Source organism: Pseudoalteromonas sp. 20-92, from assembly GCF_030847595.1.
Classification (GTDB): Bacteria; Pseudomonadota; Gammaproteobacteria; order Enterobacterales; family Alteromonadaceae; genus Pseudoalteromonas; species Pseudoalteromonas fuliginea.
Map to the genome: position 1 here is coordinate 78,193 of NZ_JANJGQ010000008.1, position 26,432 is coordinate 104,624.

19 protein-coding genes are annotated in these 26,432 nt (G+C 39.3%); 7 read left to right on the forward strand and 12 right to left on the reverse strand.

Going from position 1 to position 26,432, the window contains the following annotated elements; translation table 11 throughout:
- The 3 genes from NRL14_RS09780 to adk all read left to right on the forward strand — a co-directional run bounded on the left by NRL14_RS09780 (window position 1) and on the right by adk (window position 3,595).
- Window positions 1-726 carry an RluA family pseudouridine synthase gene (locus NRL14_RS09780; protein WP_306724537.1) on the forward strand — a complete coding sequence of 242 codons (726 nt, stop codon included), beginning with the start codon at window positions 1-3 and terminating at the stop codon, window positions 724-726.
- Between the two features lie 118 nt (window positions 727-844).
- Window positions 845-2,758 carry a molecular chaperone HtpG gene (htpG, locus tag NRL14_RS09785; protein WP_193155202.1) on the forward strand — a complete coding sequence of 638 codons (1,914 nt, stop codon included), beginning with the start codon at window positions 845-847 and terminating at the stop codon, window positions 2,756-2,758.
- Window positions 2,759-2,950: 192 nt separating this feature from the next.
- Entirely contained in the window at window positions 2,951-3,595 is a 645-nt protein-coding gene (adk, locus tag NRL14_RS09790) for an adenylate kinase (protein WP_007375855.1), read from the forward strand.
- Between the two features lie 254 nt (window positions 3,596-3,849).
- On the opposite strand, the gene tpx is transcribed toward adk, so the two are convergent.
- Entirely contained in the window at window positions 3,850-4,431 is a 582-nt protein-coding gene (gene tpx / locus NRL14_RS09795; protein ID WP_007375854.1) for a thiol peroxidase, read from the reverse strand.
- A 226-nt stretch (window positions 4,432-4,657) separates the two neighbouring features.
- Between tpx and NRL14_RS09800 the strand changes: the two genes are divergently transcribed.
- Window positions 4,658-5,662 carry a response regulator gene (locus NRL14_RS09800; RefSeq protein ID WP_007375853.1) on the forward strand — a complete coding sequence of 335 codons (1,005 nt, stop codon included), beginning with the start codon at window positions 4,658-4,660 and terminating at the stop codon, window positions 5,660-5,662.
- A gap of 3 nt (window positions 5,663-5,665) precedes the next feature.
- Entirely contained in the window at window positions 5,666-6,637 is a 972-nt protein-coding gene (locus NRL14_RS09805) for a diguanylate cyclase (protein ID WP_033028617.1), read from the forward strand.
- A 232-nt stretch (window positions 6,638-6,869) separates the two neighbouring features.
- Here NRL14_RS09805 and NRL14_RS09810 read toward each other — a convergent pair whose 3' ends face one another.
- From NRL14_RS09810 to NRL14_RS09830, 5 genes are all read right to left on the reverse strand, one after another.
- Window positions 6,870-7,757 carry a universal stress protein gene (locus NRL14_RS09810; RefSeq protein WP_007375851.1) on the reverse strand — a complete coding sequence of 296 codons (888 nt, stop codon included), beginning with the start codon at window positions 7,755-7,757 and terminating at the stop codon, window positions 6,870-6,872.
- A gap of 5 nt (window positions 7,758-7,762) precedes the next feature.
- Window positions 7,763-9,277, reverse strand: coding sequence for a SpoVR family protein (locus NRL14_RS09815; RefSeq protein ID WP_149614113.1), 1,515 nt, complete (start codon window positions 9,275-9,277; stop codon window positions 7,763-7,765).
- Between the two features lie 19 nt (window positions 9,278-9,296).
- Window positions 9,297-10,580, reverse strand: a complete 1,284-nt coding sequence (locus tag NRL14_RS09820) for a YeaH/YhbH family protein (RefSeq protein ID WP_306724538.1) — start codon at window positions 10,578-10,580, stop codon at window positions 9,297-9,299.
- A gap of 31 nt (window positions 10,581-10,611) precedes the next feature.
- Window positions 10,612-12,534, reverse strand: a complete 1,923-nt coding sequence (locus NRL14_RS09825) for a PrkA family serine protein kinase (RefSeq protein WP_306724539.1) — start codon at window positions 12,532-12,534, stop codon at window positions 10,612-10,614.
- Between the two features lie 210 nt (window positions 12,535-12,744).
- On the reverse strand, window positions 12,745-13,326 hold the full coding sequence (locus NRL14_RS09830) for a superoxide dismutase (RefSeq protein ID WP_024611616.1): 582 nt from the start codon (window positions 13,324-13,326) through the stop codon (window positions 12,745-12,747).
- Between the two features lie 266 nt (window positions 13,327-13,592).
- Here NRL14_RS09830 and NRL14_RS09835 point away from each other — a divergent pair, with 266 nt between their 5' ends.
- The gene (locus NRL14_RS09835) at window positions 13,593-13,931 is read left to right on the forward strand and encodes a Grx4 family monothiol glutaredoxin (RefSeq protein ID WP_004335359.1); all 339 of its coding nucleotides are present in this window, start codon (window positions 13,593-13,595) and stop codon (window positions 13,929-13,931) included.
- Between the two features lie 89 nt (window positions 13,932-14,020).
- Here NRL14_RS09835 and NRL14_RS09840 read toward each other — a convergent pair whose 3' ends face one another.
- The 6 genes from NRL14_RS09840 to NRL14_RS09865 form a co-directional block, all read right to left on the reverse strand.
- A complete protein-coding gene (locus tag NRL14_RS09840; RefSeq protein WP_306724540.1) occupies window positions 14,021-15,334 on the reverse strand; it encodes a PAS domain-containing sensor histidine kinase in 1,314 nt (437 codons plus the stop codon).
- Window positions 15,334-16,659, reverse strand: a complete 1,326-nt coding sequence (locus NRL14_RS09845; RefSeq protein ID WP_306724541.1) for a sigma-54 dependent transcriptional regulator — start codon at window positions 16,657-16,659, stop codon at window positions 15,334-15,336. The genes NRL14_RS09840 and NRL14_RS09845 overlap by 1 nt, the downstream gene beginning before the upstream one ends.
- A gap of 71 nt (window positions 16,660-16,730) precedes the next feature.
- The gene (locus NRL14_RS09850) at window positions 16,731-17,939 is read right to left on the reverse strand and encodes an ABC transporter permease (RefSeq protein ID WP_008138401.1); all 1,209 of its coding nucleotides are present in this window, start codon (window positions 17,937-17,939) and stop codon (window positions 16,731-16,733) included.
- A gap of 11 nt (window positions 17,940-17,950) precedes the next feature.
- Window positions 17,951-19,264, reverse strand: a complete 1,314-nt coding sequence (locus tag NRL14_RS09855) for an ABC transporter permease (RefSeq protein ID WP_306724542.1) — start codon at window positions 19,262-19,264, stop codon at window positions 17,951-17,953.
- A gap of 3 nt (window positions 19,265-19,267) precedes the next feature.
- Window positions 19,268-19,978 carry an ABC transporter ATP-binding protein gene (locus NRL14_RS09860; RefSeq protein WP_004335374.1) on the reverse strand — a complete coding sequence of 237 codons (711 nt, stop codon included), beginning with the start codon at window positions 19,976-19,978 and terminating at the stop codon, window positions 19,268-19,270.
- A 42-nt stretch (window positions 19,979-20,020) separates the two neighbouring features.
- The gene (locus NRL14_RS09865; RefSeq protein ID WP_306724543.1) at window positions 20,021-21,274 is read right to left on the reverse strand and encodes an efflux RND transporter periplasmic adaptor subunit; all 1,254 of its coding nucleotides are present in this window, start codon (window positions 21,272-21,274) and stop codon (window positions 20,021-20,023) included.
- A 697-nt stretch (window positions 21,275-21,971) separates the two neighbouring features.
- Between NRL14_RS09865 and gltB the strand changes: the two genes are divergently transcribed.
- Entirely contained in the window at window positions 21,972-26,429 is a 4,458-nt protein-coding gene (gene gltB / locus NRL14_RS09870; RefSeq protein ID WP_306724544.1) for a glutamate synthase large subunit, read from the forward strand.
- Window positions 26,430-26,432 lie beyond the last annotated feature (3 nt).

Genomic DNA, 26,432 nt, shown 5'->3' on the forward strand with positions numbered 1-26,432 from the left:
ATGACTAGCCCAATATTAGATACACCTTCAGAACCACATATTATTGTTGATGATTTTGTAGCGCCTAAATGCGCTGGGTTTATTGAAATATTATATCAAGATGACGATATTTTACTGATCAATAAACCCAGTGGGTTATTGAGTTTGTCGGGCAAAAATCCGCTTAATTGGGATTCAGTGCATTATCGTTTAGTGAATGGCCAAAAAGGGTTAACAGCCGCTTTTTCTGAGGCTAAGTTACCGCATCGTTTAGATTTGGGTACATCGGGCATTATGATTGTTGGATTAAACGCCGAAGCATCAAAGCATCTTAATAAACAGTTTCAGGCACGCACTATTCAAAAGCGTTATGTAGCGATGCTAGAGGGTAGCTTGGCTGTTAGTGAGGGACAAATAACTGCGCCAATAGCAAAAGATAGGCTGCTCTTTCCGCGAGTTAAAATTTGCCAAGCAACAGGTAAAACAGCAATAAGTGAATATAAAGTGCTTGAGAGACTAAAGCACCCGTGCAGAACCTTAGTGCAATTTACGCCTGTTACTGGACGTACCCATCAATTGAGAATACACAGCCAGTTTATAGGTCATCCTATTTTAGGCTGTGATTTATATAAAAGTGAGCAAAGTGAACACATGTCAGGGCGCTTACAATTACATGCCAGCGATTTATATTTTGAGCACCCAACAAGCGGTGAAAAAATACATATTAATTGTCCGCATCCGTTTTAAATAATTTTACTGTTCTTTGTTTTCGTTTTACCTTTTTTAAATTTTTCCCTTGAAGTTCTAACACCTCACCCCATATTAAGTGCATAACGCAGACACTTTGCAAATTGGAGATATATAAATGACTACAGCACAAAAAGAAACATTAGGCTTTCAAACAGAAGTAAAACAATTATTAAACTTAATGATTCACTCTCTTTATTCTAATAAAGAAATCTTTTTACGTGAGCTTGTGTCAAATTCATCAGACGCAGCAGACAAGTTACGCTTTTTAGCGCTATCTCAGGGCGATCTTTATCAAGGTGACGCTGATTTACGTGTGCGTATTAGCGCAAATAAAGAAGCAAATACAATTACCATTTCTGATAATGGTATTGGTATGACACGCGATGAAGTAATTAGCTCATTGGGTACAATTGCAAAGTCGGGTACTGCTGAGTTTTTCAAAAACTTAACAGGGGATCAAAGTAAAGATTCACAGCTGATTGGCCAATTTGGTGTTGGTTTTTACTCAGCATTTATAGTTGCCGATTTAGTAACTGTTCGTACACGTAAAGCGGGTGAAACAACGGCGTACGAGTGGGAATCTCAAGGTGAAGGCGAATACACACTTCAAGAAATTGAAAAAGAAGGCCGTGGTACCGACATTATTTTACATCTTCGTGATGAAGAAAAAGAATTTGCTGACGATTACCGCTTACGTGGCATTGTTACTAAATACTCAGACCATATTTCAACACCTGTACAAATGTTTAAAGCAGAAGTACCAGAGTCTGAAGGCGAAGACGGCGAAAAAATTCCAGCAGTACCAGGTGAGTGGGAAAGCATTAACCGTGCAACTGCATTGTGGACGCGTGATAAGTCAGAGCTTTCTGATGAAGAATACAAAGAGTTTTACAAGCACGTAAGCCACGACTGGGAAGATCCACTTAGTTGGGCGCATAATAAGGTAGAAGGTAAAACGGAATACACCAGCCTTTTATACATCCCTAAAAAAGCACCTTTCGATTTATGGAACCGTGAACGTCAAAGTGGCTTAAAGCTTTACGTACAACGTGTATTTGTAATGGATGATGCTGAGCAGTTTATGCCAAGCTACCTTCGCTTTGTAAAAGGTTTACTAGATTCAAACGATTTACCGCTAAACGTATCTCGTGAAATTCTACAAGACAACAAAGTAACGCAAGCTATTCGTAAAGGGTGTACATCGCGCATTATTAAAATGCTTGAGCGTATGGCTAAAAACAAAGCTGACGATTACCAAGTATTTTGGAATGAGTTTGGCCAAGTAATGAAAGAAGGCCCAGCTGAAGATGCGGCAAATAAAGAAGCCGTATGTAAGCTACTACGCTTTTCGTCTACGCATACTGATTCAGAAACGCAAGATGTGTCGCTTGAGCAATACGTTGAGCGCATGAACGAAGGCCAAGACAAAATTTACTATGTAGTAGCTGATACATTTACTTCTGCGAAAAATTCTCCTCATTTAGAGATTTTCCGCAAAAAAGGCATTGAAGTATTACTACTAAGTGACCGTGTTGACGAGTGGATGATGAGCCACTTAACTGAATTTGCTGATAAGCAATTACAGTCAATCACACGTGGTGATCTAGATTTAGGTAAGCTTGACGACGAAGAAACTAAAAAAGCACAAGAAGAGTCTGAAAAAGAGATGGCTGGGCTTGTTGAACGCATTAAAACAGCACTCGGTGACGACGTTAAAGAAGTGCGCTTTACGCACCGTCTAACAGATTCTCCAGCATGTGTTGTAAGCGACGACAACGACATGAGCTCACAAATGCAAAAGCTAATGGAGTCTGTGGGCCAAGCAGCACCAGAAGCAAAACCTGTGTTTGAGCTAAATCCAGATCACCAACTTGTTAAGCATTTAAATGACGAGCAAGACGAAGATAAGTTTGCACAGTGGTCACATGTTTTATTAGACCAAGCATTACTTGCAGAGCGCGGTACACTTAAAGATCCAACCGGATTTGTTACTCGCTTAAACAAACTGATGCTAGAACTAAGCAAGTAATCAGTTAACTATTTATTTAGTTAATAAAAGTATAAATTATATACTTTAAATAAAAGGGAACGTGTGTTCCCTTTTTTAATGCGCTGTAAATGCATCAACAACTCATCAATTAGTATAAGTTACTTGAGTATCGGCGGCGCTTGTGGAAGAATTCAGGCTTTAAAATAAATATCCATACTAGGGGACAATAATATGCGCATTATTCTTTTGGGCGCGCCGGGTGCAGGTAAAGGTACTCAAGCTCAGTTTTTAATGGACAAATACGGTATTCCACAAATCTCTACTGGCGATATGTTACGTGCAGCAATTAAAGAAGGCACACCATTAGGCTTAGAAGCAAAAAAAGTGATGGATGCTGGTCAACTAATTTCTGACGATATTATTATTGGTTTAGTAAAAGAGCGTATTACTAAAGCTGATTGTGAGAAAGGCTTTTTACTTGATGGCTTCCCACGCACAATTCCTCAAGCCGATGCAATGAAAGAAAATGGCGTAGTGGTTGATCACGTTATTGAATTTGACGTAGCTGATGAAGTGATTGTTGAACGTATGGGCGGACGTCGTGTTCACCCTGGTTCTGGTCGTGTTTACCATGTTGTTTATAATCCACCAAAAGTGGAAGGTAAAGATAACGAAACTGGGGATGACTTAATTGTTCGCGCAGACGATACTGAAGAAACAGTACGTAAACGTTTAGGTATTTACCACGAGCAAACTATGCCATTAGTTGATTACTACCAAGCAGAAGCGGCGGCTGGTAACACTCAATACCACAAACTAGATGGTACGCAAGCTGTTGAGGCTGTAAGTTCACAACTTGGTGAGCTTTTAGGTTAAATTTAAAAGCCTATTAAAAAACCGCCAATTGGCGGTTTTTTGTTTTAAGTCTAGAATACTTAATCAATTTGAGAGATTAAATATGACGTTAACAGCGTTAAAAATTCTGATATACGACGGCATGGATGCCGAAAGTAGAGCAATGCAGGAGCAATTAGTGATAACAACTCAATAACGAATTTTTTGCCTTGTCATGGATACGATTTTCTTATCTAAAAATAGATCACTTAATTAAGCGAATGGGTATATTAACTTTACAGCGTTTTAAGCTTCTCAATTACGCTGTTGTATTCTGGTTCAGTTGAAAGGCTACTAACGAGTTGTTTATAAATAATGCTGTGGTTTTCGTCTAATATTATTACTGAGCGAGTTAGTAACCCCATATCTTTAATAATTAACCCATATTTTTGGCCAAAATCGCGCCAAACAGAATCAGATAATGTAGTTATTTTGTCTATGTTCTCAGCTTTGCAAAATCTTTTTTGAGCGAATGGCAAATCGGCACTAATAGTAAGCATTACAACTGCAGGAAATTGCGTCGCAACTTTTTCGTTAAAGTGTTTTGTTTGTAGACTACAAATACCTGTGTCTAAACTTGGTACTACACTAATTAAAATAGCTCGGCCCTTATAATTATCCAGTGTGACAGGTGTAAAGTTTCCATCGACAACTTTAAAATTAGGTGCGTTATCACCAACTGATACACCTTTACCGAGTAAAGTAACCGTCTTACCCTGTGCAGAGACTTTACCTATATCGAGAGTGTTTTCTGGGATATCAGAAGCGAAAGCCATAGAACAAAAAATACTTAAGGCAAAAGTTAATGAGCGGAGCATAGGAGTTTCCTTTTTAAATTAACGCAATAGGCGTCAGTGTATTATACTGCGTTGGAGTAACCAAGGTATTATCTGTGTCTCTATAAAATTGGTAATGATTCAGTCATATAAAAAAACTGTAAATAGGCTATACTTTGGTTAACATGCAGTTACAAAAATATCTTCTATAATAAAAATGCGTGTATCACTTTTGGTATGTATAACTGGTTAAAAATAGAGAGATAGTATGTCAACATCTGTATTAATATGTGATGATTCAAAATTAGCGAGGCGTCAATTAGCCCGTTCTCTACCTGATGATTGGGATATTAAAGTTGAATTTGCGATAGATGGTGTTGATTGCATCAAACAAATAAAGTCAACTGAACCTGAAATCCTTTTCCTTGATTTAAACATGCCAGAAATGGATGGCTATGAAGTTTTAATGGCCATGAAAGAGCTTGGGCTCAATATACTTACAGTTGTAGTTTCAGGTGACATACAACCTAATGCTCATCAAAGAGTGCTTGAACTGGGGGCTATCGATTTCATCCAAAAGCCATGTTCCCCTCAAAAATTAGCCGATATTATTGAACACCATGGCATTAAAGATAAAGCCATGCGTGAACGTCTTTCTCATTCTCTAGGTGAGCAAGTAGACCCAGATGTGCGAGATATATACCAAGAGCTAACTAATGTTGCTATGGGTCAAGCCGGTGATTTACTTGCGCGATTACTTAATGTGTTTGTTGAGCTGCCAATCCCAAATGTGAATATCTTAGAGGTTAGTGAACTCGATATGGCGCTACGCTCTATTGATAATAATGCAACCACTTCTGGAGTTTGTCAGGGATTTATTGGAGGAGGTGTATCTGGAGAAGCATTATTATTACTTAATGACTCTAGCTTTAAAGAGATAGCCTCACTGATGAATTACGATGGTGAGCTTAATGACAAAGTGGAACTTGAGTTACTTATGGATATAAGTAATATTTTAATCGGGGCTATTTTGACTGGTCTTTCAAAACAACTCGATATGTCGTTTAGCCAAGGTCATCCTATCGTACTTGGCCAGCACAGAGATGTATCTGAATTAGTGAAAGCGAATAAGTCGCGCTGGCAGCGTACGCTTGCTATAGAAATTAGCTATGGTATTGAAAATCACGATATTAACTGTGACCTTATGCTGTTATTTACTGAAGATTCACTTAAAACTTTGAAATACAAAGTTGCTTACCTATTAGAAGACTAAGTTATGGCTGCTGATTTAGATATGAATGAAATCCATTGGTTAATGGATATGTTTAACACCGTTGATGTAGGTTTAGTTGTACTCGACAGGGAGTATAAGGTGTGTGTGTGGAATGGTTTTATGGAAAACCATTCGGGGTTATTACCAAGTGCTGTAAAAAATAAAGATTTATTTGATTTATTTCCTGCTATAGATGAAAAGTGGTTTAGAAGTAAGTCAGAGCCAGTATTTGTACTAAAAAACCGCTCGTTTACCATTTGGGAACAACAACCCTATATATTTCGCTTTAAAAACTATCGCCCGATTACTGGCAAAGCTGAGTATATGTATCAAAATGCGACATTTATACCGCTTACTAATATACGAGCAGAAGTTAGCCATATTTGTATCATTCTTTACGATGTAACTGATATTGCAGTTAACAAAAAAGAGTTAGAAGAGCTAAATAAAAGACTTGAGCAAGTAAGCCAAACCGATGGCTTAACGACGTTATACAATCGTGGTTATTGGGAAAGTATGCTTAAGCAAGAGTATTTACGAACAAAACGTAATGCAGGGTGTAGCTCTCTGTTAATGTTTGATATTGATCACTTTAAAAAGGTGAATGATAAGCATGGTCATAGTTGTGGTGATGAGGCGTTACGCCATATTGCAAAGTTATTACGTACCACATTACGTGAAACAGATATTGCTGGACGTTACGGTGGTGAAGAGTTTGTATTAACTCTACTTGATACCGATAAGCAAGGGGCTGAAATATTTGCTGAGCGCTTAAGGGTGTTGATTGAATCAAGCCCTGCCTTTTATAAAAATGTTGAAATCAAGATGACAATAAGTATCGGAGTTGCGTGCTTTAGTAATGAATTTAAAGATCATGAACGTTGGATTGAAGCCGCTGACAGGGCTCTTTACTTTTCTAAAAATAATGGACGCAATAAAGTCACTGTTTTTGATGATATAAAAAATGACGCTTAAGCATCATTTTTATTAATCACTCTTTATACCAATGCGCAATAATATTTAATTAATTTGAGTGATTAAATCTGACGTTAACTGCGTTAAAAACTTCTGATATACGACTGCATGGATGCAGAAGGTAGAGCAATGTAAGAGTAATTAGCGATAACAACTAAATAACAAGTTCTTGCCTTGTTATTGATACGATTTTATTACCTCAAAATAAAGCACTTAATTAAGAAAATTGGTATTAAATTGAGTGGGGGGGTAAAATAAGTAAATCGGTTTTAAGTAAGCGCATTATTTTTTCTGCTGTGTTGCCAATAAGCTTTCCCTTAATACCCACGTTGCCTACTGAGCCAATAATCACTAACTCAGCATCAAGTTTTGCTGCCAAGCTTGGTATGACTTGCTCCGCTAAGCCCGCTTTAATGTGTAATTTATCACGCAAGTTGTATTCATTAATCAGATCACGTTGTAGTTCCGGTAATTTTTCGAATGCATTGAGTACTTGTTCATCTGAAAATACAATACCTAAGTCTCTCAAAATAGGTGAGACGTGCACGGTATAACATGCATAAAATTCGCAGCCCTCTGAGTTAGCATAATCTAGGCCACAGTTAATAATAGCTTTATTTAACTGATGCTTAGATGCCTTTTCGCTGCCTAAATCAAGAGCAGCTAACACATTACAGTTATTTCTCCATTTATTATCTGCGGCCAAATAAAGTGGTATTGGTGAAAATCGAATAAGCTGCCAGTCAAGTTCACTAAATTGAGTTTGAGCATCAATATGCCTAGTTTTTATTGCCATATCATAATTAGTTGCGTTTATTTCGTTATTTAACCATTGCTCTGGTGATTCATGCCAAACCGTTTGAAATGTATACTCACAATCAGTTAGCTCTTTTTTTAATAGAGGTTCTAATGTTGCTCTGAGTAATGAAAGTTGTTTGTCTTGAATGGCAAGTACTTGCTCTGGTGATAATGAAAATAATATATTACCAGTGTCTTCATAGCTAAATGCAACAATATCAATATGTTTACTGTCTTGTAGTGCTTTTTGTTTTGCGTGTATTAATGCTGTTTTTGCACAATTTACTGAGTCGATCAGTACGAGAAGCTTTTTCTTATCCATTATATTCACTCTGTTGTATGACGAGTGTCATCTGTTGGACATTGACCAATAGTTGAAATCTCACCAGAATTAGACTCTTCTTCCAGTTTTACCTTAAAGCCCCATAGCCTGTAAAGGTGTTTTAGCACTTCTTCATGTGAGTTTGCCAATGGAATGCAATTATGAGGTACATAGCGAAGTGTAAGTGCTCTATCACCTCTAATATCAACATCATATACTTGAATGTTAGGTTCATGATTACTTAAATTATATTGCGCGGAGAGCACTTCTCTAACTGTTTTATAGCCGCTATCATCGTGTATCGCACCAATCTCTAAATGGGGATTATTAGTATGGTCAATAATAGTAAATAATTTGAAATCACGAATTAACTTCGGCGATAAAAACTGGCTAATAAAGCTTTCATCTTTAAAGTTTTCCATGGCAAAGTGCAATGTATCTAGCCAATTACTGCCTGCATACTCAGGAAACCATTTTTTATCTTCTTCAGTTGGATGTTCACATATTCTGCGAATATCAACCATCATATTAAAGCCTAAAGCATATGGATTAATGCCTGAATAATACTTACTGTTATAAGGTGGCTGATAAACTACGTTGGTATGACTTTGTAAAAACTCTAACATGAATGAGTCGGTGAGCTTCCCTTCATCATATAAGTGATTAAGGATGGTGTAGTGCCAAAATGTTGCCCAACCTTCGTTCATTACTTGAGTTTGCTTTTGTGGGTAAAAGTATTGCGAAATTTTACGGACAATACGAATCACTTCACGTTGCCAAGAGTCGAGTAATGGGGCATTTTTTTCAATAAAATACAAAATATTTTCTTGAGGTTCAGAAGGGAAATGGCGGACTTTCTTTTTGGTTTCTTGCTGTTGCTCAGGAATAGTTCGCCATAATTCGTTTACTTGTGATTGTAAGTATTCTTCACGTTCTTGTTGGCGTTTTTGCTCTTCAAATAGCGATATTTGCTGTGGACGTTTATAGCGATCGACCCCGTAATTCATTAACGCATGACAAGAGTCGAGTAAGCTCTCTACCTGAGTAATACCATATTTTTCTTCACAGCGGCTTATGTAATTTTTAGCAAATACCAAGTAATCAATAATTGAGCCTGCATCGGTCCAGGTTTTAAATAAGTAATTACCTTTAAAAAATGAGTTATGTCCGTAACATGCATGCGCCATTACAAGCGCTTGCATAGGTAGGGTATTTTCTTCCATTAAGTACGCAATACAAGGGTCTGAATTTATCACTATTTCGTAAGCTAGGCCCATTTGCCCGCGCTTATAATTTTGCTCTGTTTGGATAAACTTCTTACCGTAAGACCAATGACTGTAGCCAATAGGCATGCCAACGCTTGAATAAGCATCCATCATTTGCTCAGCCGTTATCACTTCAATTTGATTAGGGTAGGTGTCTAATCTGTAATGAGCAGCAACGCGAGCAATTTCACCTTGGTACTCATCTAATAAATCAAAGGTCCAATCTGGGCCATCACTCAATCGTTTATCATTCATAATGCTACCTCGCTTTTGGCTATGCAGAGTTTTGCTGTTGACGACCTTTTTTAAATAGCTCCCTAAAAATTGGGTAAATATCTTCAACGCTTTGAATATGCTGTATGGCGAAATTTTTATGGCTGTGTGTTATAGATTCATATTCGCGCCATAGGCTTTGATGAGCACGAGTGGTTATTTCAAGATAAGCAAAATAACGTACTGCGCTTAAGAGCTTATTACGCAAAATTTCACCACATTGCGGTGTGTCGTCCGCCCAGTTATCGCCATCGGAGGCTTGTGCAGCGTATACATTCCACTCGTTTGCATGGTAACGCTCTTTTATTATTTCGTTCATTAATTTAAGTGCGCTCGAAACAATAGTGCCGCCAGTTTCTTGAGAATAAAAAAACTCTTGTTCATCTACTTCTTTAGCTTGTGTGTGGTGGCGAATATAAACAACTTCTATGTCTTTATAGCTGCGTGTTAAAAATTGATAGAGCAAAATATAAAAACGCTTTGCCATGTCTTTTGTTGGCTGATCCATTGAGCCTGACACATCCATAATACAAAACATCACCGCTTTGCTGGTGGGATGAGGGCGCTTTTCGTAATTACGAAAACGTAAATCGTAGTTATCAATAAACGGAACCGATTTAATTTGTAGTTTTAATGCTGCAATTTCTTTTTGTAATAAAGCAATCGCAGCATTATCGCTATGTTGCTCATCAAGCAACGCAGCAAGTTGTTCTTCGAGCTCTTTTAAACGGCGTTTTTTACCTGCACTCATTGCCACACGGCGCGCAAGCGAGCCTTGAAGAGAGCGGACAATGTCAATATTACTTGGCATGCCGTCGCTACAAAATCCTGCGCGATGGGTTTTCATTTGCACTAACTTATCAAGTTGGTTTTCTTGTAAGTTAGGAAGTTCTAAATCTTCAAACAGTAAATCAAGGTATTCATCTTTTGATATTGAAAATACAAACTCATCTTGTCCCTCGCCCGAATCGCTGGCGTCACCTTCACCGGCACCACCGCCTTGTCCGCCTTTAGGGCGCTCAATTTTATCACCTGTAGAAAACTGATCGTTACCAGGGTGAATTTGCTCTCTATTCCCGCCTTGCCCTTGATGAAATGTAGGTTCGCTGATATCGCGTTGTGGAATAGAAATATTCTCACCAGAGCTAGAATCAGTGACGCTGCGTTTGTTAATCGCATCTGAAACCGCTTCTTTAATTTGTTTTTTATAGCGCCTAATAAAGCGCTGGCGATTAAGCGTACTTTTATTTTTTCCGTTTAAACGTCTATCTATAAAATGCGCCATATTGACCTCCTATATACTACGACTATGAAGGTTATTGCGATTTTCTAACCCGTAAATACCACTCAGAAAGCAAGCGAACTTGTTTTTGTGTATAGCCTTTTTCGACCATACGGTTCACAAAGTCTTCGTGCTTTTGCTGATCCTCTGCAGACGTTTTAGTATTAAACGAAATAACGGGGAGTAAATCTTCGGTATTAGAGAACATTTTTTTCTCAATTACCGTGCGTAGTTTTTCGTAGCTTGTCCATAGTGGATTTTTACCGTTGTTATGCGCACGGGCACGCAGTACAAAGTTCACTATTTCATTACGAAAATCTTTAGGGTTAGAAATACCCGCTGGTTTTTCTATTTTTTCAAGTTCAGCGTTTAGCGCTGCGCGGTCAAATAGCTGTCCTGTATCGGGGTCGCGATATTCTTGGTCTTGTATCCAAAAGTCTGCATAAATAACATAACGGTCAAAAATATTTTGTCCATATTCCGAATACGATTCTAAATAAGCGGTTTGCAGTTCTTTACCTATAAAATCTACATATTGAGGAATTAAATAGCCTTTCAAAAAGCTTAAATAACGCTCTTCTATTTCACTTGAAAATTGCTCGCGCTCTATCTGTTGCTCAAGCACATAGAATAAATGCACCGGGTTTGCTGCAACCTCAGTGGTATCAAAGTTAAATACACGAGATAAAATTTTAAACGCAAAGCGAGTAGATAGCCCCGTCATGCCTTCATCAACACCTGCGTAATCACGATACTCTTGATACGATTTAGCTTTAGGGTCTGTGTCTTTAAGGGTTTCGCCATCGTATACCCGCATCTTTGAATAAATACTGGAATTTTCTGGCTCTTTTAAACGTGATAATGTTGTAAATTGCGCTAATGTTTTAAGTGTACCCGGTGCACATGGCGCATTGTATAGCTCGCTGTGCTCAAGTAATTTGTCGTAAATTTTAACTTCTTCAGTTACACGTAAACAGTAAGGCACTTTAACAATATAAACACGGTCTAAAAATGCTTCATTGTTTTTATTGTTTTTAAAAGTTTGCCACTCAGATTCATTAGAATGTGCGAGGATCATGCCATTAAATGGAAGAGCACTAATACCTTCTGTGCCGTTATAGTTACCTTCTTGGGTGGCGGTAAGTAAAGGATGCAGCACTTTAATCGGTGCTTTAAACATTTCTACAAACTCCATCAGCCCTTGGTTAGCTAAACATAAAGAGCCAGAGTAGGCGTATGCATCAGGATCGTTTTGGGCAAAGTGCTCAAGCTGGCGAATATCGACTTTACCTACTAGCGCTGAAATATCTTGGTTGTTTTCATCCCCAGGCTCAGTTTTGGCAATGCCTATTTGGTTTAAAATAGAAGGGTAGCGTTTGACCACTCTAAACTGGCTAATATCACCATTGAACTCTTTTAAGCGTTTGCCAGCCCAAGGCGACATAATGGTTTTTAAGTAGCGCGGTTTAATACCATATTCTTTGCTGAGTACGTCTGCATCTTCGGTAGGATCAAACAAGGAGAGAGGATGGTCGTTTACAGGAGAGCCTTTAATTGAATAAATAGGCACTTGTTGCATTAAATACTTTAGTTTTTCAGCAATGGATGATTTACCCCCACCTACAGGCCCGAGTAAATAGAGTACTTGTTTGCATTCTTCAAGCCCTTGGGCTGCGTGTTTTAAATAAGAGACTATTTGCTCAATGGCGTCCTCCATACCATAAAAATCAGCAAAGGCAGGGTAGCGCGCAACCACTCTATTTGAAAATAATCGGCTTAGTCTTGCATCGGTTGCGGTGTCTACCATGTTTGGTTCGCCAATTGCCATAAGTAGACGTTCTGGTGCGCTGGCATAGGCAGACTTATCTGTTTTACAAATTTCAAGAAATTCAGCGATACTGTACTCTTCTTCCTGTGCCGCTTCGTATCGTGCTTGGTAATGCTCAAAAATCGTCATAATAACCTCCGAAACCCGCTGTAAAAAGGTGCTTACCTTTTAAAGTCTAGTCACGAATTGGTATTTTTGTGCAATAAAATTAAAAATTTAAGTGAAAAAAGATCATGTTACTAAAAGCGTTTTATTAAATGATGAGGCGCTTAGGTGTGATAAACAAGAAACAAAAAAAGACGCCTAAGCGTCTTTTTTACATTAGCGTTTAAAGGCTAATTAAGCGAAGTTAGCGTTCGCGAATTCCCAGTTAACAAGCGACCAAAAACCTTTAAGGTAATCTGGACGAACGTTACGGTAATCGATGTAGTAAGCGTGTTCCCATAAATCCACTGTAAGGATTGGAGTAACGCCATCATCAGTTAATGGTGTAGCAGCGTTAGATGTATTAACGATGTCTAGTGAACCATCAGCAAGCTTAACTAACCACGTCCAGCTTGAACCAAAGTTATTTACTGCTTTATCGTTTAATGCTGCTTTAAACGCATCAAAAGAACCCCATTTAGCGTTGATTGCATCAGCAACTGCGCCAGTAGGCTCGCCGCCGCCGTTTGGAGATAAGCTGTTCCAGTAAAAAGTATGGTTCCAGATTTGTGCTGCGTTGTTAAATACGCCGCCTTCTGATGAACATACGATCTCTTCTAGAGATTTGTTTTCAAACTCAGTACCAGGGATTAAACCATTAAGTTTAACCACGTAAGTGTTGTGGTGTTTGCCATGGTGAAACTCTAGTGTTTCTTTTGAAATATGTGGCTCAAGTGCGTCGATTGCATATGGTAGTGACGGTAGTTCAAATGCCATTTTTTTATCTCCATCTTCTTTGGTTGATAGTCCATTTGGTAATACGTAATGCCTGTTGAAACAGACCAGTTACCTATACCAAGCGGTAATATAGTGTTACTATAATTGTTGAGTATTTTACTCAAGTTTAAGCAAACAGCAATGCTATTGCGAAAGACTATTTCAATTGCGGCTTTATTTGCCCATTTTAAGTTATATATTTGTGGTCACGATGAGTTATTTTCAAGACCAAAATATATTTAGCTATCGTTACTTTGAGGTTGTAGATGGAAACCATTGATAAAATTAAACAGCAAATTTCAGAAAACCCAATAATCCTTTTCATGAAAGGGTCACCAAAATTACCAAATTGTGGTTTTTCTTCACAAGCATCGCAAGCGTTAATGTCATGTGGTGAACCATTTGCATACGTTGATATTTTACTTAATCCAGACATTCGTGCTGAGCTTCCAGCATATGCTAATTGGCCAACATTCCCACAACTTTGGGTAGATGGCGAATTAGTTGGTGGTTGTGACATTATTATCGAAATGTTTCAACGCGGTGAATTACAGCCGTTAATTACAGAAACTGCTGCTAAATACAAAGAAGCTGACGCAGAGTAATTTATTACTCAACCTGAACTCAGGTTATTAAGCTCTTTAAACACAAAGCCACTTTAAAAGTGGCTTTGTTGTTTTTAATTTGTGTGAATTTATGAATAAGGAAGGCTCACTTGCACGTTTAAGCCGCCCTCTATTTTGTTATGTAAACTTATATGCCCTTGGTGTGCTTCTGCGATTTCTCTGCATAAGGCTAACCCCAAACCACTCCCCGTACTTTTTGTAGAATAAAAGGGCACTAAAGCATTTGCCATTACTTGCTCGCTCATTCCTTTGCCGCAGTCGCTTACATTTATAACACATGCTTGGGGTACAAACTCGACCTGAATATGTATTTCATTGGCGTTGGAGCCTGACTCGTGTGAATTTTTTAATAAGTTTATCAGCAGCTGCTCGAGTTGTGTTTGATCAGCTTGTAATTCATTGTGTGAATTTTTTATTTCGTAGCTAAATTGCCAGTGGTTTTTTAAATTATTGAGTGTGTTTTGCCAGTTAACCCGCGTTTTTTGTGGCTGAGGTAGCTTAGCAAACTTGCCATAGCCTTGTACAAATTCAGTTAAATGACTAATTCGCTCATCAATAGTTGCAAATACACGGGCAAGGCGAGGCTCATCAACTTTATTTGCGAGCAATTGTGCGCTGTGTAGCATGGATGACATGGGGCCGAGTGAATTATTTAATTCGTGGCTAATAATGCGTATTACTTTTTTCCACACTGCAACTTCTTGGCGACTAAGTTCACGGGTTAACTGTTTAAATATATATAAATGATGCTTTTGATTATTAAGTAAAAACTCCCCAGTGGCTAAATGCCAAGTTTGTGAGTCTTGATTCTCTATTTCTATATTAAAGAGGCCATCAATACCGTGCTCTATAGCTGCTACTAATTGCAGAGGCGAATTTTCGAGTAACTTGCTTAGTTGCATACCTTCAAGGCGAGATGCGCTATTAAATAAGCTACGGCTAATTAAATTACTAAATACCACCGTATTATTATCATTGACCAGCAGTAGCGCTTGCGGCGAGCTTTGCAATACTTTATCAAGCATTAACTCGCGCTGGTAAATCCATTGTTTTTCTTGGCGAAGCTGTTTTGCGGTTTGATTATAAAGTTGGCATAGCTTTCCAAGTTCATCATTACTTTTATACGCAAGCAAACTGGAGAGCTCACCATCTTTAAAATTAAGTAATCCGGTTTCGAGCGATTGCATGCCAAGCTTTATTGGCTTGGTGATGGCTCTTGAAAGCAAGGTGCTAAATGTAAGCGTTAGTAATATTAAAAGCAGGGTGTAATACATATCAAAGCCACTTAGCGCGGCAATAATAACAACAGGCAGCGCGCTACAAAGCCCGCAAATTAATACAATCTTTTGGCTTAGGGTAAAGTTGCTAATAATGTTTGGCATTAATAATCAATACCCATTTTTTGTAACCGCCTGTAAAGTGCTTGTCGGCTTAAACCAAATTCACGGGCCACTTTGGCTATAACACCTTGATGAGTGCGCATTGCGTGTTCTATTTCCTGTTTGGTCGGCTCTGCTTTTTGTTGGGAAGAGACCGGTGACGAAAGAGCAAAGTCATCGACTGTAAGCGCACCTGTAGGTTTTAGTACCGCTACACGCTTACAAGCGTTTTCTAGCTCTCGAACGTTACCTGGCCATTTGTAGTGTTGAAGTGCTTGCTCTGTGTTTATAGTCAGCTCTCGGTGAGGTAAAAAGTGGCTAATAAGCGCTAAAACATCATCTTGTCTTTCACTTAGCGCAGGCACATTGAGCTCAATTACGTTAAGGCGATAATATAAGTCTTCCCTAAATCGACCTTGTTCAATTGCTTGTAGTAAGTTTTCGTTAGTGGCCGATATAACGCGCACATTTACTTTTCGTGTTTGCGTTGAGCCTAAACGTTCAAACTCGCCAGTTTGTACTACGCGTAGTAATTTTATTTGTCCTGAAAGTGGTAAATTACCAATTTCATCTAAAAATAACGTACCGCCATCAGCTGCTTCAAATCGACCAATACGTTGTTTAGTTATCCCCGTGTATGCGCCAGCTTCAGCGCCAAAAAGTTCGGCTTCTATAAGTTCTTGCGGTAATGCACCTGCGTTTACCTTAATAAAAGGTTGCGATACAAGTGGGGAGTTTTTTTGAATAATATGCGCAATACACTCTTTGCCACTCCCATTAGGGCCTGTAATTAATGCAGATATATCAGATTTAGCCACTTGTAGCGCCATAGTAACCAGTCGTTCCATCGCAGTACTTTTAAATATTAGCCCAGCAAGGTCTGCATTTTTAAATGTACCTTCACGTTCTTGTTGATGGCGATTATGTGTCGCCACTATTTTTTTAGCACTGCCTAGCTCTATTAAGTTACCGATACAAACTAGTAGTTTTGCATCATCCCACGGTTTTGGTAAGTAATCAGCAGCACCGGCTTTGACAAGCTCAATGGCGGTGGCAAGTTCGGTCCAAGCTGTAATAAGTATAATAGGTAGGTGTGGGTTTATTTCTCGTAGTTCATAAAACAACGCTTTACCTTCTTCGCCAGAGGTGGTGTCGCTGGTAAAGTTCATGTCTTGAATTACAAGCTCAATGCGTTGATAGCGAACTATTTGCAGAGCATCAAATGGATTTGTTGCAGTGACTACCGAAAAATCGTGGATCTCGAGCAATAACGAAAGTGCATCGAGTACTGCTTGGTTATCATCAACAATGAGTATTTTATGAGTCATAGGTTATTTTTATAATTTTTTAATGGCTACACTGCCTTACTAAGCAGTGTAGCATAGTGATTTACATATTATTAAATAGTGCGAGTTGCGATACTGGGCGAAATATTGGCAGCGCGTTTAGCCGGCGCTAACACCGCAAGTAAACTCATTAAAAATACAGCAATGGCGGTAACGGCTATATAGCTTGGCGGTAGTGCGGCAACAGAAAAAGACTGCATTAACATTTTCCCAAGCAGTATTGCTGTTATTGCACCTAAGGCTAAACCTAGGCTACAAATTAGTGCGTTTTCTACTAAAAAATAGCTGATAATAGCTGACTTTCTTGCGCCAAGTGCTCTGCGTGTACCAATTTGCTTAGTACGTTTGCTAATATTAAATAAGGTTAAGCCAAAAATACCGAGAGCGGTTATAAGCACTAAAATAGTGATTAATACTATGAGCATGCGCATCATGAGGCGATCTTGAGCGGTGTACTCATTTTTTAATTCATCAAGCCCTTTAATGTTATTAATAACGCGTTTGCTGTAATTTTCGAGCATAGCATTTTCTATTTCTTTCATTACAGTTGCTCGCTGACCTGGTTCTGTACGAACGGCAACTTGTGTATAACTTTCTGCTTTAATATAAGGAATAAACGCAAAATTATCTGGTTTACTGTCTTTGAGCCACGGGCCTTTCATTTTTCCGATCACGCCAATAACTTTAAGTGGTAGGTCACCAAAATAAACTATCTTCCCTAAACCATCTCCATCAGGGTAGAGCTCATCAAGTAGGGCTTTAGTGACTATAGTGACGTTGGTGCGCTTTTGTGTAATTTCGTTTGTAACGAGCACTTCATCTTCGGTAAAGTTTCGCCCTGCAATTAAGTTAACGCCGTAGGTATTAATAGCATGATCGTCTATAAAAATATAAGCGGCCCTGACACTTAGGCCTTCTTGTGGGGCAGGTTTTAAATTAAAGCTCGAAGCGCTGCCACTCCCTGATAGTGGAATACTACTGCTTAATGCGGCATCGACCACGCCTGGCATTTTTCTAAGCATGCTTTCATCAAGCTCAAACTGCTGACTTAAGTTAATATCAGTACCAAAGGTCATTACATTAAACTTAAATATATCTTGCTCAGGGTAGCCCGTTTCTTGGTTTAAATAACTAATTCTATCTTGAATGATAAATGCAGCATTACTGACTATAGCTGTGGTAATTGCAATTTGAATTAGCAGTAATACAGCGCCCACCTTTGAGCGGCATAAGGCGTTAAATATAGGTTTTATTTCTAACATTGTTAAATTCCTTATTGGCTCTTAAGATAAATGGCAGGGTTGGTTTTACACACTAGCCAAGCAGGGTACAAACCAGCCAAAATGCAGGTTGTAATTGCAATCAATGGGGCGCTCAATAGCATGGTTAAATCCATTGTCGCTAAATTTTCATAGTAGTCGTAGCTTTGCCCTACGCCCATTAAGCCAAGTTGTGCTAGTGCAATTCCTAGCATGCCACCTATAAAGCCAAGCATGGCGACCTCAACTAAGTGCTGTAAAAATATTTGCCTTTTACTCGCACCTAATGCGCGTCTTACACCTACTTCTGGCGCTCTGCGTAAAAACTTGGCTAAAAGTAAACCTAAAATATTGGCTAAGCAGACACCTAAAAACATAAAGCTCAGGCCCACTAAAATTTTATTGTCTTCGGTGACGACGTTATTGTATTGCATCCATTGGTTTACATCGCGAAGTTTATACTCAAGTTCTTTACGATTAAATCGCCCACGTTTTTGTTGTTCCTGCATATAGGCTAATAAGTAATTTTGATAGGCTTGTTTTTGTTCAAGCGTATTTAGCTCTGCCCAAAACTGGATCCATACTTGCTCAGATTGCAGTTTATCTGCAAAGGTTGGTGTGTTTTCGTGCTTCCATCCATTGCTATTGCCCCAACTTACGAGCTCTTTTGCCTTTATTAAGCTAAAGGGCATAAATAACTCTTCTACTTGATTAAATGCACCGTTATTTAAATCATAATATTTAATATTGAGAGGCCAATGGTTAATAACACCAGCTACTTGGTAGCTTGCATCATCTAAGTAAATCAGTTCTCCGACGGAGTTCTTTCCTGCAAATAGTTTATCGTTTATCTCTTGGGTAATAACAACCACAGGTGCGGCTGAGTTTTCTTGCTCTTTGCTCCAAGCTCCACCGTACAAAAATGACAAATTAAACATGCTAAAAAAGTCAGGCGTTGTCATGCGAGCATTACCTATAAAAGGTTTTATTTTATCTGAATCTAAATAAACTGAAAAGCCGGTACGCATCATAGCCACTTTTTTCTCTGACGTGGGTGCGTTTAATAAGTTCTCAGCATCTTGATAGGTCAGTTGTAGTGGTGTGTTATCTTCTGTCCACCACGTACTACCATCGTCCATTGTTTGTAATTGCACACTGTAAAGTTGGCTGCTTTTTTCTGGGATAGGATCGGCCGACATCATGTGATAAACGCTAAGGCTGGTCATTGTTATGCCTATACCTATCGCAATGGCAAGTACCATTAAAAAGCTAACCAGTGGGGTGCGCTTGAAGCTGCGCCAACTTAAATCTAAATAATGAATAAACATTAGTTAAACCCCCGATGCTGTTTTTATAGTTTGCGCGCCCTGATAAAGCGTAAAGTCGGCAAGCTGCCCATCAACTACTTGAATATTACGCGGAGCACGGCGGGCTAATTCGCTATCATGCGTTACCATTACAATAGTGGCACCGTCGCGATTGATTTGTTCAAGTAACTCCATAACTTGGCGAGCCATTAAGCTGTCAAGGTTACCTGTTGGCTCATCGGCTAGTAAAAAACGAGGTTCACCAGCAAGCGCACGGGCTATTGCAACACGTTGTTGCTGGCCACCAGAGAGTTGTTGAGGTAAGTGTTTAGCGCGAGATGCTAAACCAACTTGTTCAAGGCATTGCTCAATTCGACGTTTTCGCTCATTTGCTTTAATCCCTCTATAGCGAAGAGGAACTTCAATGTTTTCATATAAATTTAAATCAGGGATTAAATTAAAGCCTTGGAATATAAAGCCAATTTTTTGATTACGTAAATCAGCACGTTGGTTGTCGTTTAAGCTGCCAACATTAACACCATCCAACAGGTACTCACCTTCGTTAAAAGGCTCGAGCATACCTGCAATATTTAAAAAGGTTGTTTTTCCTGAGCCGCTAGGACCGGTAACAGCAATAAATTCGCCTTCGTTTACTTGCAGGTTAAAGTCTCGAAGTGCATGGGTTTGTACCATTTCTGTTTGGTATACTTTACTTACATTGTTCATTTGTAACATGGGTGTTCCTAATTATTTTTAGCGTTGGTTGAGAACGTCTGTTTAATTTAATAAAATCGTGTCGGCTTGTTTAAAGTCGCTGTAGCTTGAAATAATAATCTCATCGTTTTCTTTTAGTCCGCTTAAAAGCTCAACCGCATTAATGCTTGTGGCGCCTATAGTAATAGGTATGCGTTTTGCAATATTGCCTTCTACCTTATAAGCAACAATTCCGCCTTGCTGCATAAATGCACCGCGCTTTACTTGCATTACACCTTCTCGGTTGTCGAGTAAAATACGTGCAGTTAAGCGTTGGTTCTGACGAATGTTGTTAGTAACGCCTTTAAATCGGACGCGTGCTGTTACTTCACGGTTATTAACTTCTGGTGATATGGCGGATAAATTCCCTATCACTGTTTCATTGCCTAACTTAAGCTCTACTTCCATACCGAGTCCTAATTCGTTTGCGTAACTTTCAGGTACTTGGAGCTCTGCTTCGAAATTACTTAAGTCGACGAGTGTCATAAGAGGTTGGCTTTGCGTCACTGCGGCTTTTTGTTGCACAAGTAGGTTACCCACGATCCCAGTAACGGTAGCTTTAATAGATAGGTTGCTTACTTTTCTGATTAAATCATCAACAATAAGTTGCTGGCGGGTTACATCACTTTTAGCTGCTTGTAGTTCAAAGGCGAGCGTGTCTTTTGCAAGTAATACCTCTTGTTGTGCATGCTTATATGTGAGCTTTGCACGTGATAAATCATCAACTGCTTTTTCAAGATCAATTTGGCTAATTAAGTGCTTTTGTATTGATAACTGCGCCCGGCGATTTTCGCGCTCAGCGGCGTTAAGCTCAACTTGTGCCATATCGAGTGTTTTATTTAAAGTGAGTGTTTGGCGTCTTGCTTGCAAATGCTGCCTTTGCTGCTCGCCTTGTAGTCGTTTAAGTACAGACTCCTGTTGCTTTAATTCGTTAGTTAACTCAGGGCTTTGCAGCAGAGCAAGTGTGCCCCCTTGCTTTACTGTATCGCCAGCCTTTACTTTTAAATCTATAAAACCACGTTCTGGGCTGTAGATTTTAGGAGCATTAGCAGCAACAATTTTACCACTGGCGGCAATGTCTCGAATGAGCGCTTTAACGTGTACTTTGGCAACCTGTACTTTTGAGCGGCTAATAGAGCTTTTAGCGCTATGACTCGTTAAAAAAATATAAGCAATTGTCGAGGCTACAATGAAAATAACCGCAGTGATGACCGCGTATTTTTTATAGTTTATAGGTGCCTTTACCTGTACGTCTTGTGCGCTGGTATCTTTAATCATTAGGCTCTCCTACACGGCTTTTATATATTTTTCACACAGTAGAAAAAAAACTGCGGTGCAAATAGCGACAATAGGAGATATCAAAAATAAACTAAGCATAAACATAATTATTCCACTTAACGAATGTGTATAGCTCTATACGATTAGCATGCCAAAGCGTAACTTACTGTAATTAGATGATTAAATTTTATTTTATGTGTTTTTTATATGTCCGCGGACATAAAAGTGTCCGCAGTGGACGCATTAGTAAATAAAAATTCACTATTAAGAGATTAAAAATGCCACAAATATTAATAACTATACTAATGACCAGTAAAAAGAAGAGAGGTTAAGCCTCAAAATTACGGAAATAGCACAAAACTATCTAAATGTTAACTAACTTTATCGGTGTATGTTGAATATTTATTCACTGAATGAGAGCTTTACGTTTACGTAAGCTGTAGCTTTTTACTTGGTTGTTTTTACAAAATGTTAAACTTGACACCAGTGTCATGAAAAAATAACGCCTAATATACGACTAAATGTTAAAAATAATGATGAAAAAGAAATCTTGCTATGAAGTGAGAAATATTCAAGAATGTGAATATGTATTCAAAATGCTATTGACTCTATTTACGATAGAGGCTAGTTTTGTCCGTCTGTTAGCAAATCGTCGAGCAGTTCATCCACGCTAACAGTGCAGCAAGGGGAGGGGTCTATGTTATACGACTCAAAATTAGAAAAAGAAAATTGTGGCTTTGGCTTAATAGCCCAAGTTAATGGTCAAGCTAGTCATAGGCTTATTCGTACTGCTATTACGGGGCTTGATCGCATGCAGCATCGTGGCGGTATATCTGCCGATGGTAAAACAGGTGATGGCTGTGGTTTATTATTACAAAAACCAGATAGCTTTTTTCGTGCTATTGCGGCTGAGAACAATTGGCACTTAGGTAAAAATTATGCCGTAGGTATGATTTTTTTAAATTCAGATCCTGTTTTAGCACAAGCTGCAAAACAAATACTTAGCGAAGAATTAGAAAAAGAAACGCTAAATATTTTAGGTTGGCGCGTAGTGCCAACCGACCCATCAATGTTAGGTCCTATAGCAGTACAACAATTACCTGGGTTTGAACAAATTTTTGTTAGTGCGCCAGAAGGTTGGCGCTCTAAAGATTTAGAGCGACGCTTATATGTAGCGCGTCGTCGTGCTGAAAAGCGTATTGTTGATGATGAAGCTTTTTATATTGCAAGCTTGTCTGGATTAGTTACTATCTATAAAGGCCTTATGATGCCTGCAGATTTACCTAACTTTTACCTAGATTTAGCTGATATTCGTATGACCAGTGCGATTTGTGTTTTTCATCAACGATTTTCTACTAATACTCAACCGCGTTGGCCTCTTGCTCAACCTTTTCGTTATTTAGCACACAATGGTGAAATTAATACCATTGAAGGTAACCGCCAATGGGCACGTGCGCGTTCTTATAAGTTTGCGTCACCACTTATTCCTGATTTACAAACAGCGGCACCGTTTGTAAACGAAACTGGTTCTGATTCATCAAGCTTAGATAATATGCTTGAACTGTTTTTAGCTGGCGGCATGGATTTATTCCGTGCGATGCGCATGCTCGTTCCACCTGCATGGCAAAAAAACCGTGCAATGGACGATGATCTACGTGCATTTTACGACTTTAACTCTATGCATATGGAACCATGGGATGGTCCGGCAGGTATTGTAATGTCGGATGGTCGTTTTGCGGCGTGTAACCTTGACCGTAATGGACTTCGCCCTGCGCGTTATGTAATTACACAAGATGGCTTTATTACGCTTGCATCAGAAGTGGGTATTTGGGATTACACTGCTGATGAAGTAGTTGAGAAAGGTCGTGTTGGTCCAGGTGAATTATTAGTTATTGATACTAAGCTTGGCAAAATTTGGCACTCGGATGAAATCGATCAAGATTTAAAATCTCGCCATCCTTACAAGTCATGGCTTGAAGAAAATGTTAAACGTTTAGTTCCATTTGAAGATCTTACTGAGCAAGACGCCGGTAATCGCTCATTTGATGACGAAACGCTAGCTAAATATCAAAAAATGTTTGGTTATACTAACGAAGAGCTTGATAGCGTTATTCGTGTAATGGGTGAAAACGGCCAAGAAGCAACGGGCTCAATGGGTGATGACACGCCATTTGCTGTGCTTAGTGAAGGGCATCGTTCACTTTATGATTACTTCCGCCAAAAATTTGCGCAAGTAACAAACCCACCTATCGATCCACTACGTGAAAACCATGTAATGTCGCTTGCAACCTGTATTGGTAGTGAGCAAAATGTATTTAACGAAACAACAGGCCACGCTAAGCGCCTACAGTTTGATACGCCAATTTTAATGTACGCAGACATGCAGCAATTATTAAATGCTGATGAAGCACATTACAGCTACTGTAAAATTGATATTACGTATACAGTTGAAGAAGGATTGGAAAAAGCAGTATCGCGAATTTGTGATATTGCGCAGAAAAAAGCAGCATCGGGCTGTATTATGCTTGTTCTAACAGACCGCAACTTTGATGAAACGAATTTACCTATTCCAGCAGCTATGGCTGTGGGCGCGGTGCAAAATCGTCTTGTTGATAATAATCTTCGTTGTGAATCGAATATTATTATTGAAACCGGTAGTGTGCGCGATGCACACCAATTTGCAGTTTTATTAGGTTTTGGTGCAACTGCCATTTATCCATACCTTGCGTATGAATCGTTAGTTGCAATGAGCGACAATAAAATTATTGATAAGTCGTATTGCGAAGTAACGCTTGCTTATCGTAAAGCCATTAACAAGGGCTTATATAAAATCATGTCTAAAATGGGCATAAGTACGGTTGCGTCATATCGTTGCTCAATGTTGTTTGAAGCGGTTGGTTTATCTGATGCTATTGTACAAATGTGTTTTAAAGGAGTGGCAAGTCGCATACAGGGTGCTTGTTTTACCGATTTTGATGACGATCAACAGAGCCTACATAAACTTGCTTTAAGTAAACGTAAATTATTAAGCCACGGCGGTTTGTTTAAGTATGTTCATGGTGGCGAATATCATGCTTATAATCCGGATGTAATCCAAACCCTACAAAAAGCAGTTCGTTCTGGTGAATACACCGATTACAGTGAGTATGCAAAACTCGTTAATAATCGTCCGATTGCTACGCTACGTGACATGCTTTCGCTTAAATTGCCTGAAACCGGCATTAGCATTGATGATGTCGAGCCTGCAGAAAATCTTTATAAACGATTTGATTCGGCCGCAATGAGTATTGGTGCTTTATCGCCAGAAGCGCATGAGGCGCTAGCAATTGCGATGAACCGCTTGGGTGGGTGTTCAAACTCGGGTGAAGGCGGCGAAGATAAGCTGCGTTACGGTACCGAGAAAAATTCACGTATTAAGCAAGTCGCTTCAGGTCGATTTGGCGTAACGCCGCATTACTTACGTAGTGCTGATGTTATTCAAATTAAAGTAGCGCAAGGTGCAAAACCAGGTGAAGGCGGGCAATTACCGGGTGAAAAAGTAACCCCATATATTGCTAAACTTCGTTATTCGGTGCCAGGTGTTACGTTAATTTCGCCACCACCACATCACGATATTTACTCAATTGAAGATTTAGCACAGCTAATTTTCGATTTAAAACAAGTAAACCCTAAAGCACTTATTTCTGTAAAACTGGTTTCAGAACCAGGCGTAGGAACCATTGCGACAGGTGTTGCTAAAGCCTATGCCGATTTAATTACTATTTCTGGCTATGATGGCGGTACAGGTGCAAGCCCACTTACTTCAGTTAAATATGCCGGTAGCCCATGGGAGCTTGGCCTTGCTGAAACACAGCAAGCACTTGTTGAAAATGGCCTTCGTCATCGCATTCGCCTGCAAACAGATGGTGGCTTAAAAACAGGTTTAGATATTATTAAAGCAGCAATTCTAGGTGCTGAAAGCTTTGGCTTTGGTACTGGCCCAATGGTTGCCCTTGGTTGTAAATACTTGCGTATTTGCCACTTAAATAACTGTGCGACCGGTGTTGCAACACAAGACGAAACACTTCGCCAAAAGCATTATCACGGCCTACCAGAAATGGCGATGAACTACTTTAAGTTTATAGCGCAAGAAGCCCGTGAAATTATGGCAAGCTTGGGTGTTGTAAACTTAACTGACTTAATTGGTCGTTTAGATTTGCTTGAAGCCATTGAAGGTAAAACAGCAAAGCAGAAGAAAATTGATTTATCGTCTGTTATTGCTCAGCCGAACAACCCAACTGGCGAAACGCTGTATTGTAGTGCGCCTAACAGTTCGCATTACCTAGGTAAGTTAAACGAAAGTTTATTAGCTAAAGCGCAAGAGGCAATTGATACGTCAAGCGGTATCTCGCTTGTTAGTCGTATTTGTAATACTGACCGCTCTGTAGGTGCAATGCTTTCTGGCTATATTGCAGATAAATATGGCAACCAAGGTATGGCTGCGGATCCAGTCGTAATTGAATTACACGGTACTGCGGGTCAATCATTTGGCGTGTGGAATGCAGGTGGCCTTGAAATGACATTGGTTGGCGATGCTAACGATTACGTAGGGAAGGGCATGGCTGGTGGCAAGCTAGTTATTCGTTCACCACTTGGCTCGTCGTTCGAAAGTCATAAAGCTACAATTGCAGGCAACACATGCTTATATGGTGCGACAGGCGGTAAATTGTTTGCAGCTGGATGTGCCGGAGAGCGTTTTGCAGTTCGTAACTCAGGTGTACAAGCCGTTGTTGAAGGCGTAGGTGATAACGGTTGTGAATACATGACTGGCGGCGTTGTATGTGTACTGGGCAACGTAGGCGTTAACTTTGGTGCAGGTATGACAGGTGGTTTCGCTTATATTTTAGATGAGCGAAATGATTTTGAAAAGCGCATTAATCCCGAGCTAGTAGAAGTGGTTACACTTGAAGAATTAACATCGCATCAAGAACATTTACGCGGCTTAATTGCTGAGCATTTAGAGCTTACGGGTTCATGCAGAGCAGAAAGTATTCTAGCTAACTTTGAATTGTACTTACCTATGTTCAAATTAGTAAAACCAATATCAAGCGACGTAAAAAGTTTACTCGGGCATCGCGCTCGCAGTAGTGCCGAACTACGTGTTCAGGCGCAATAAGGG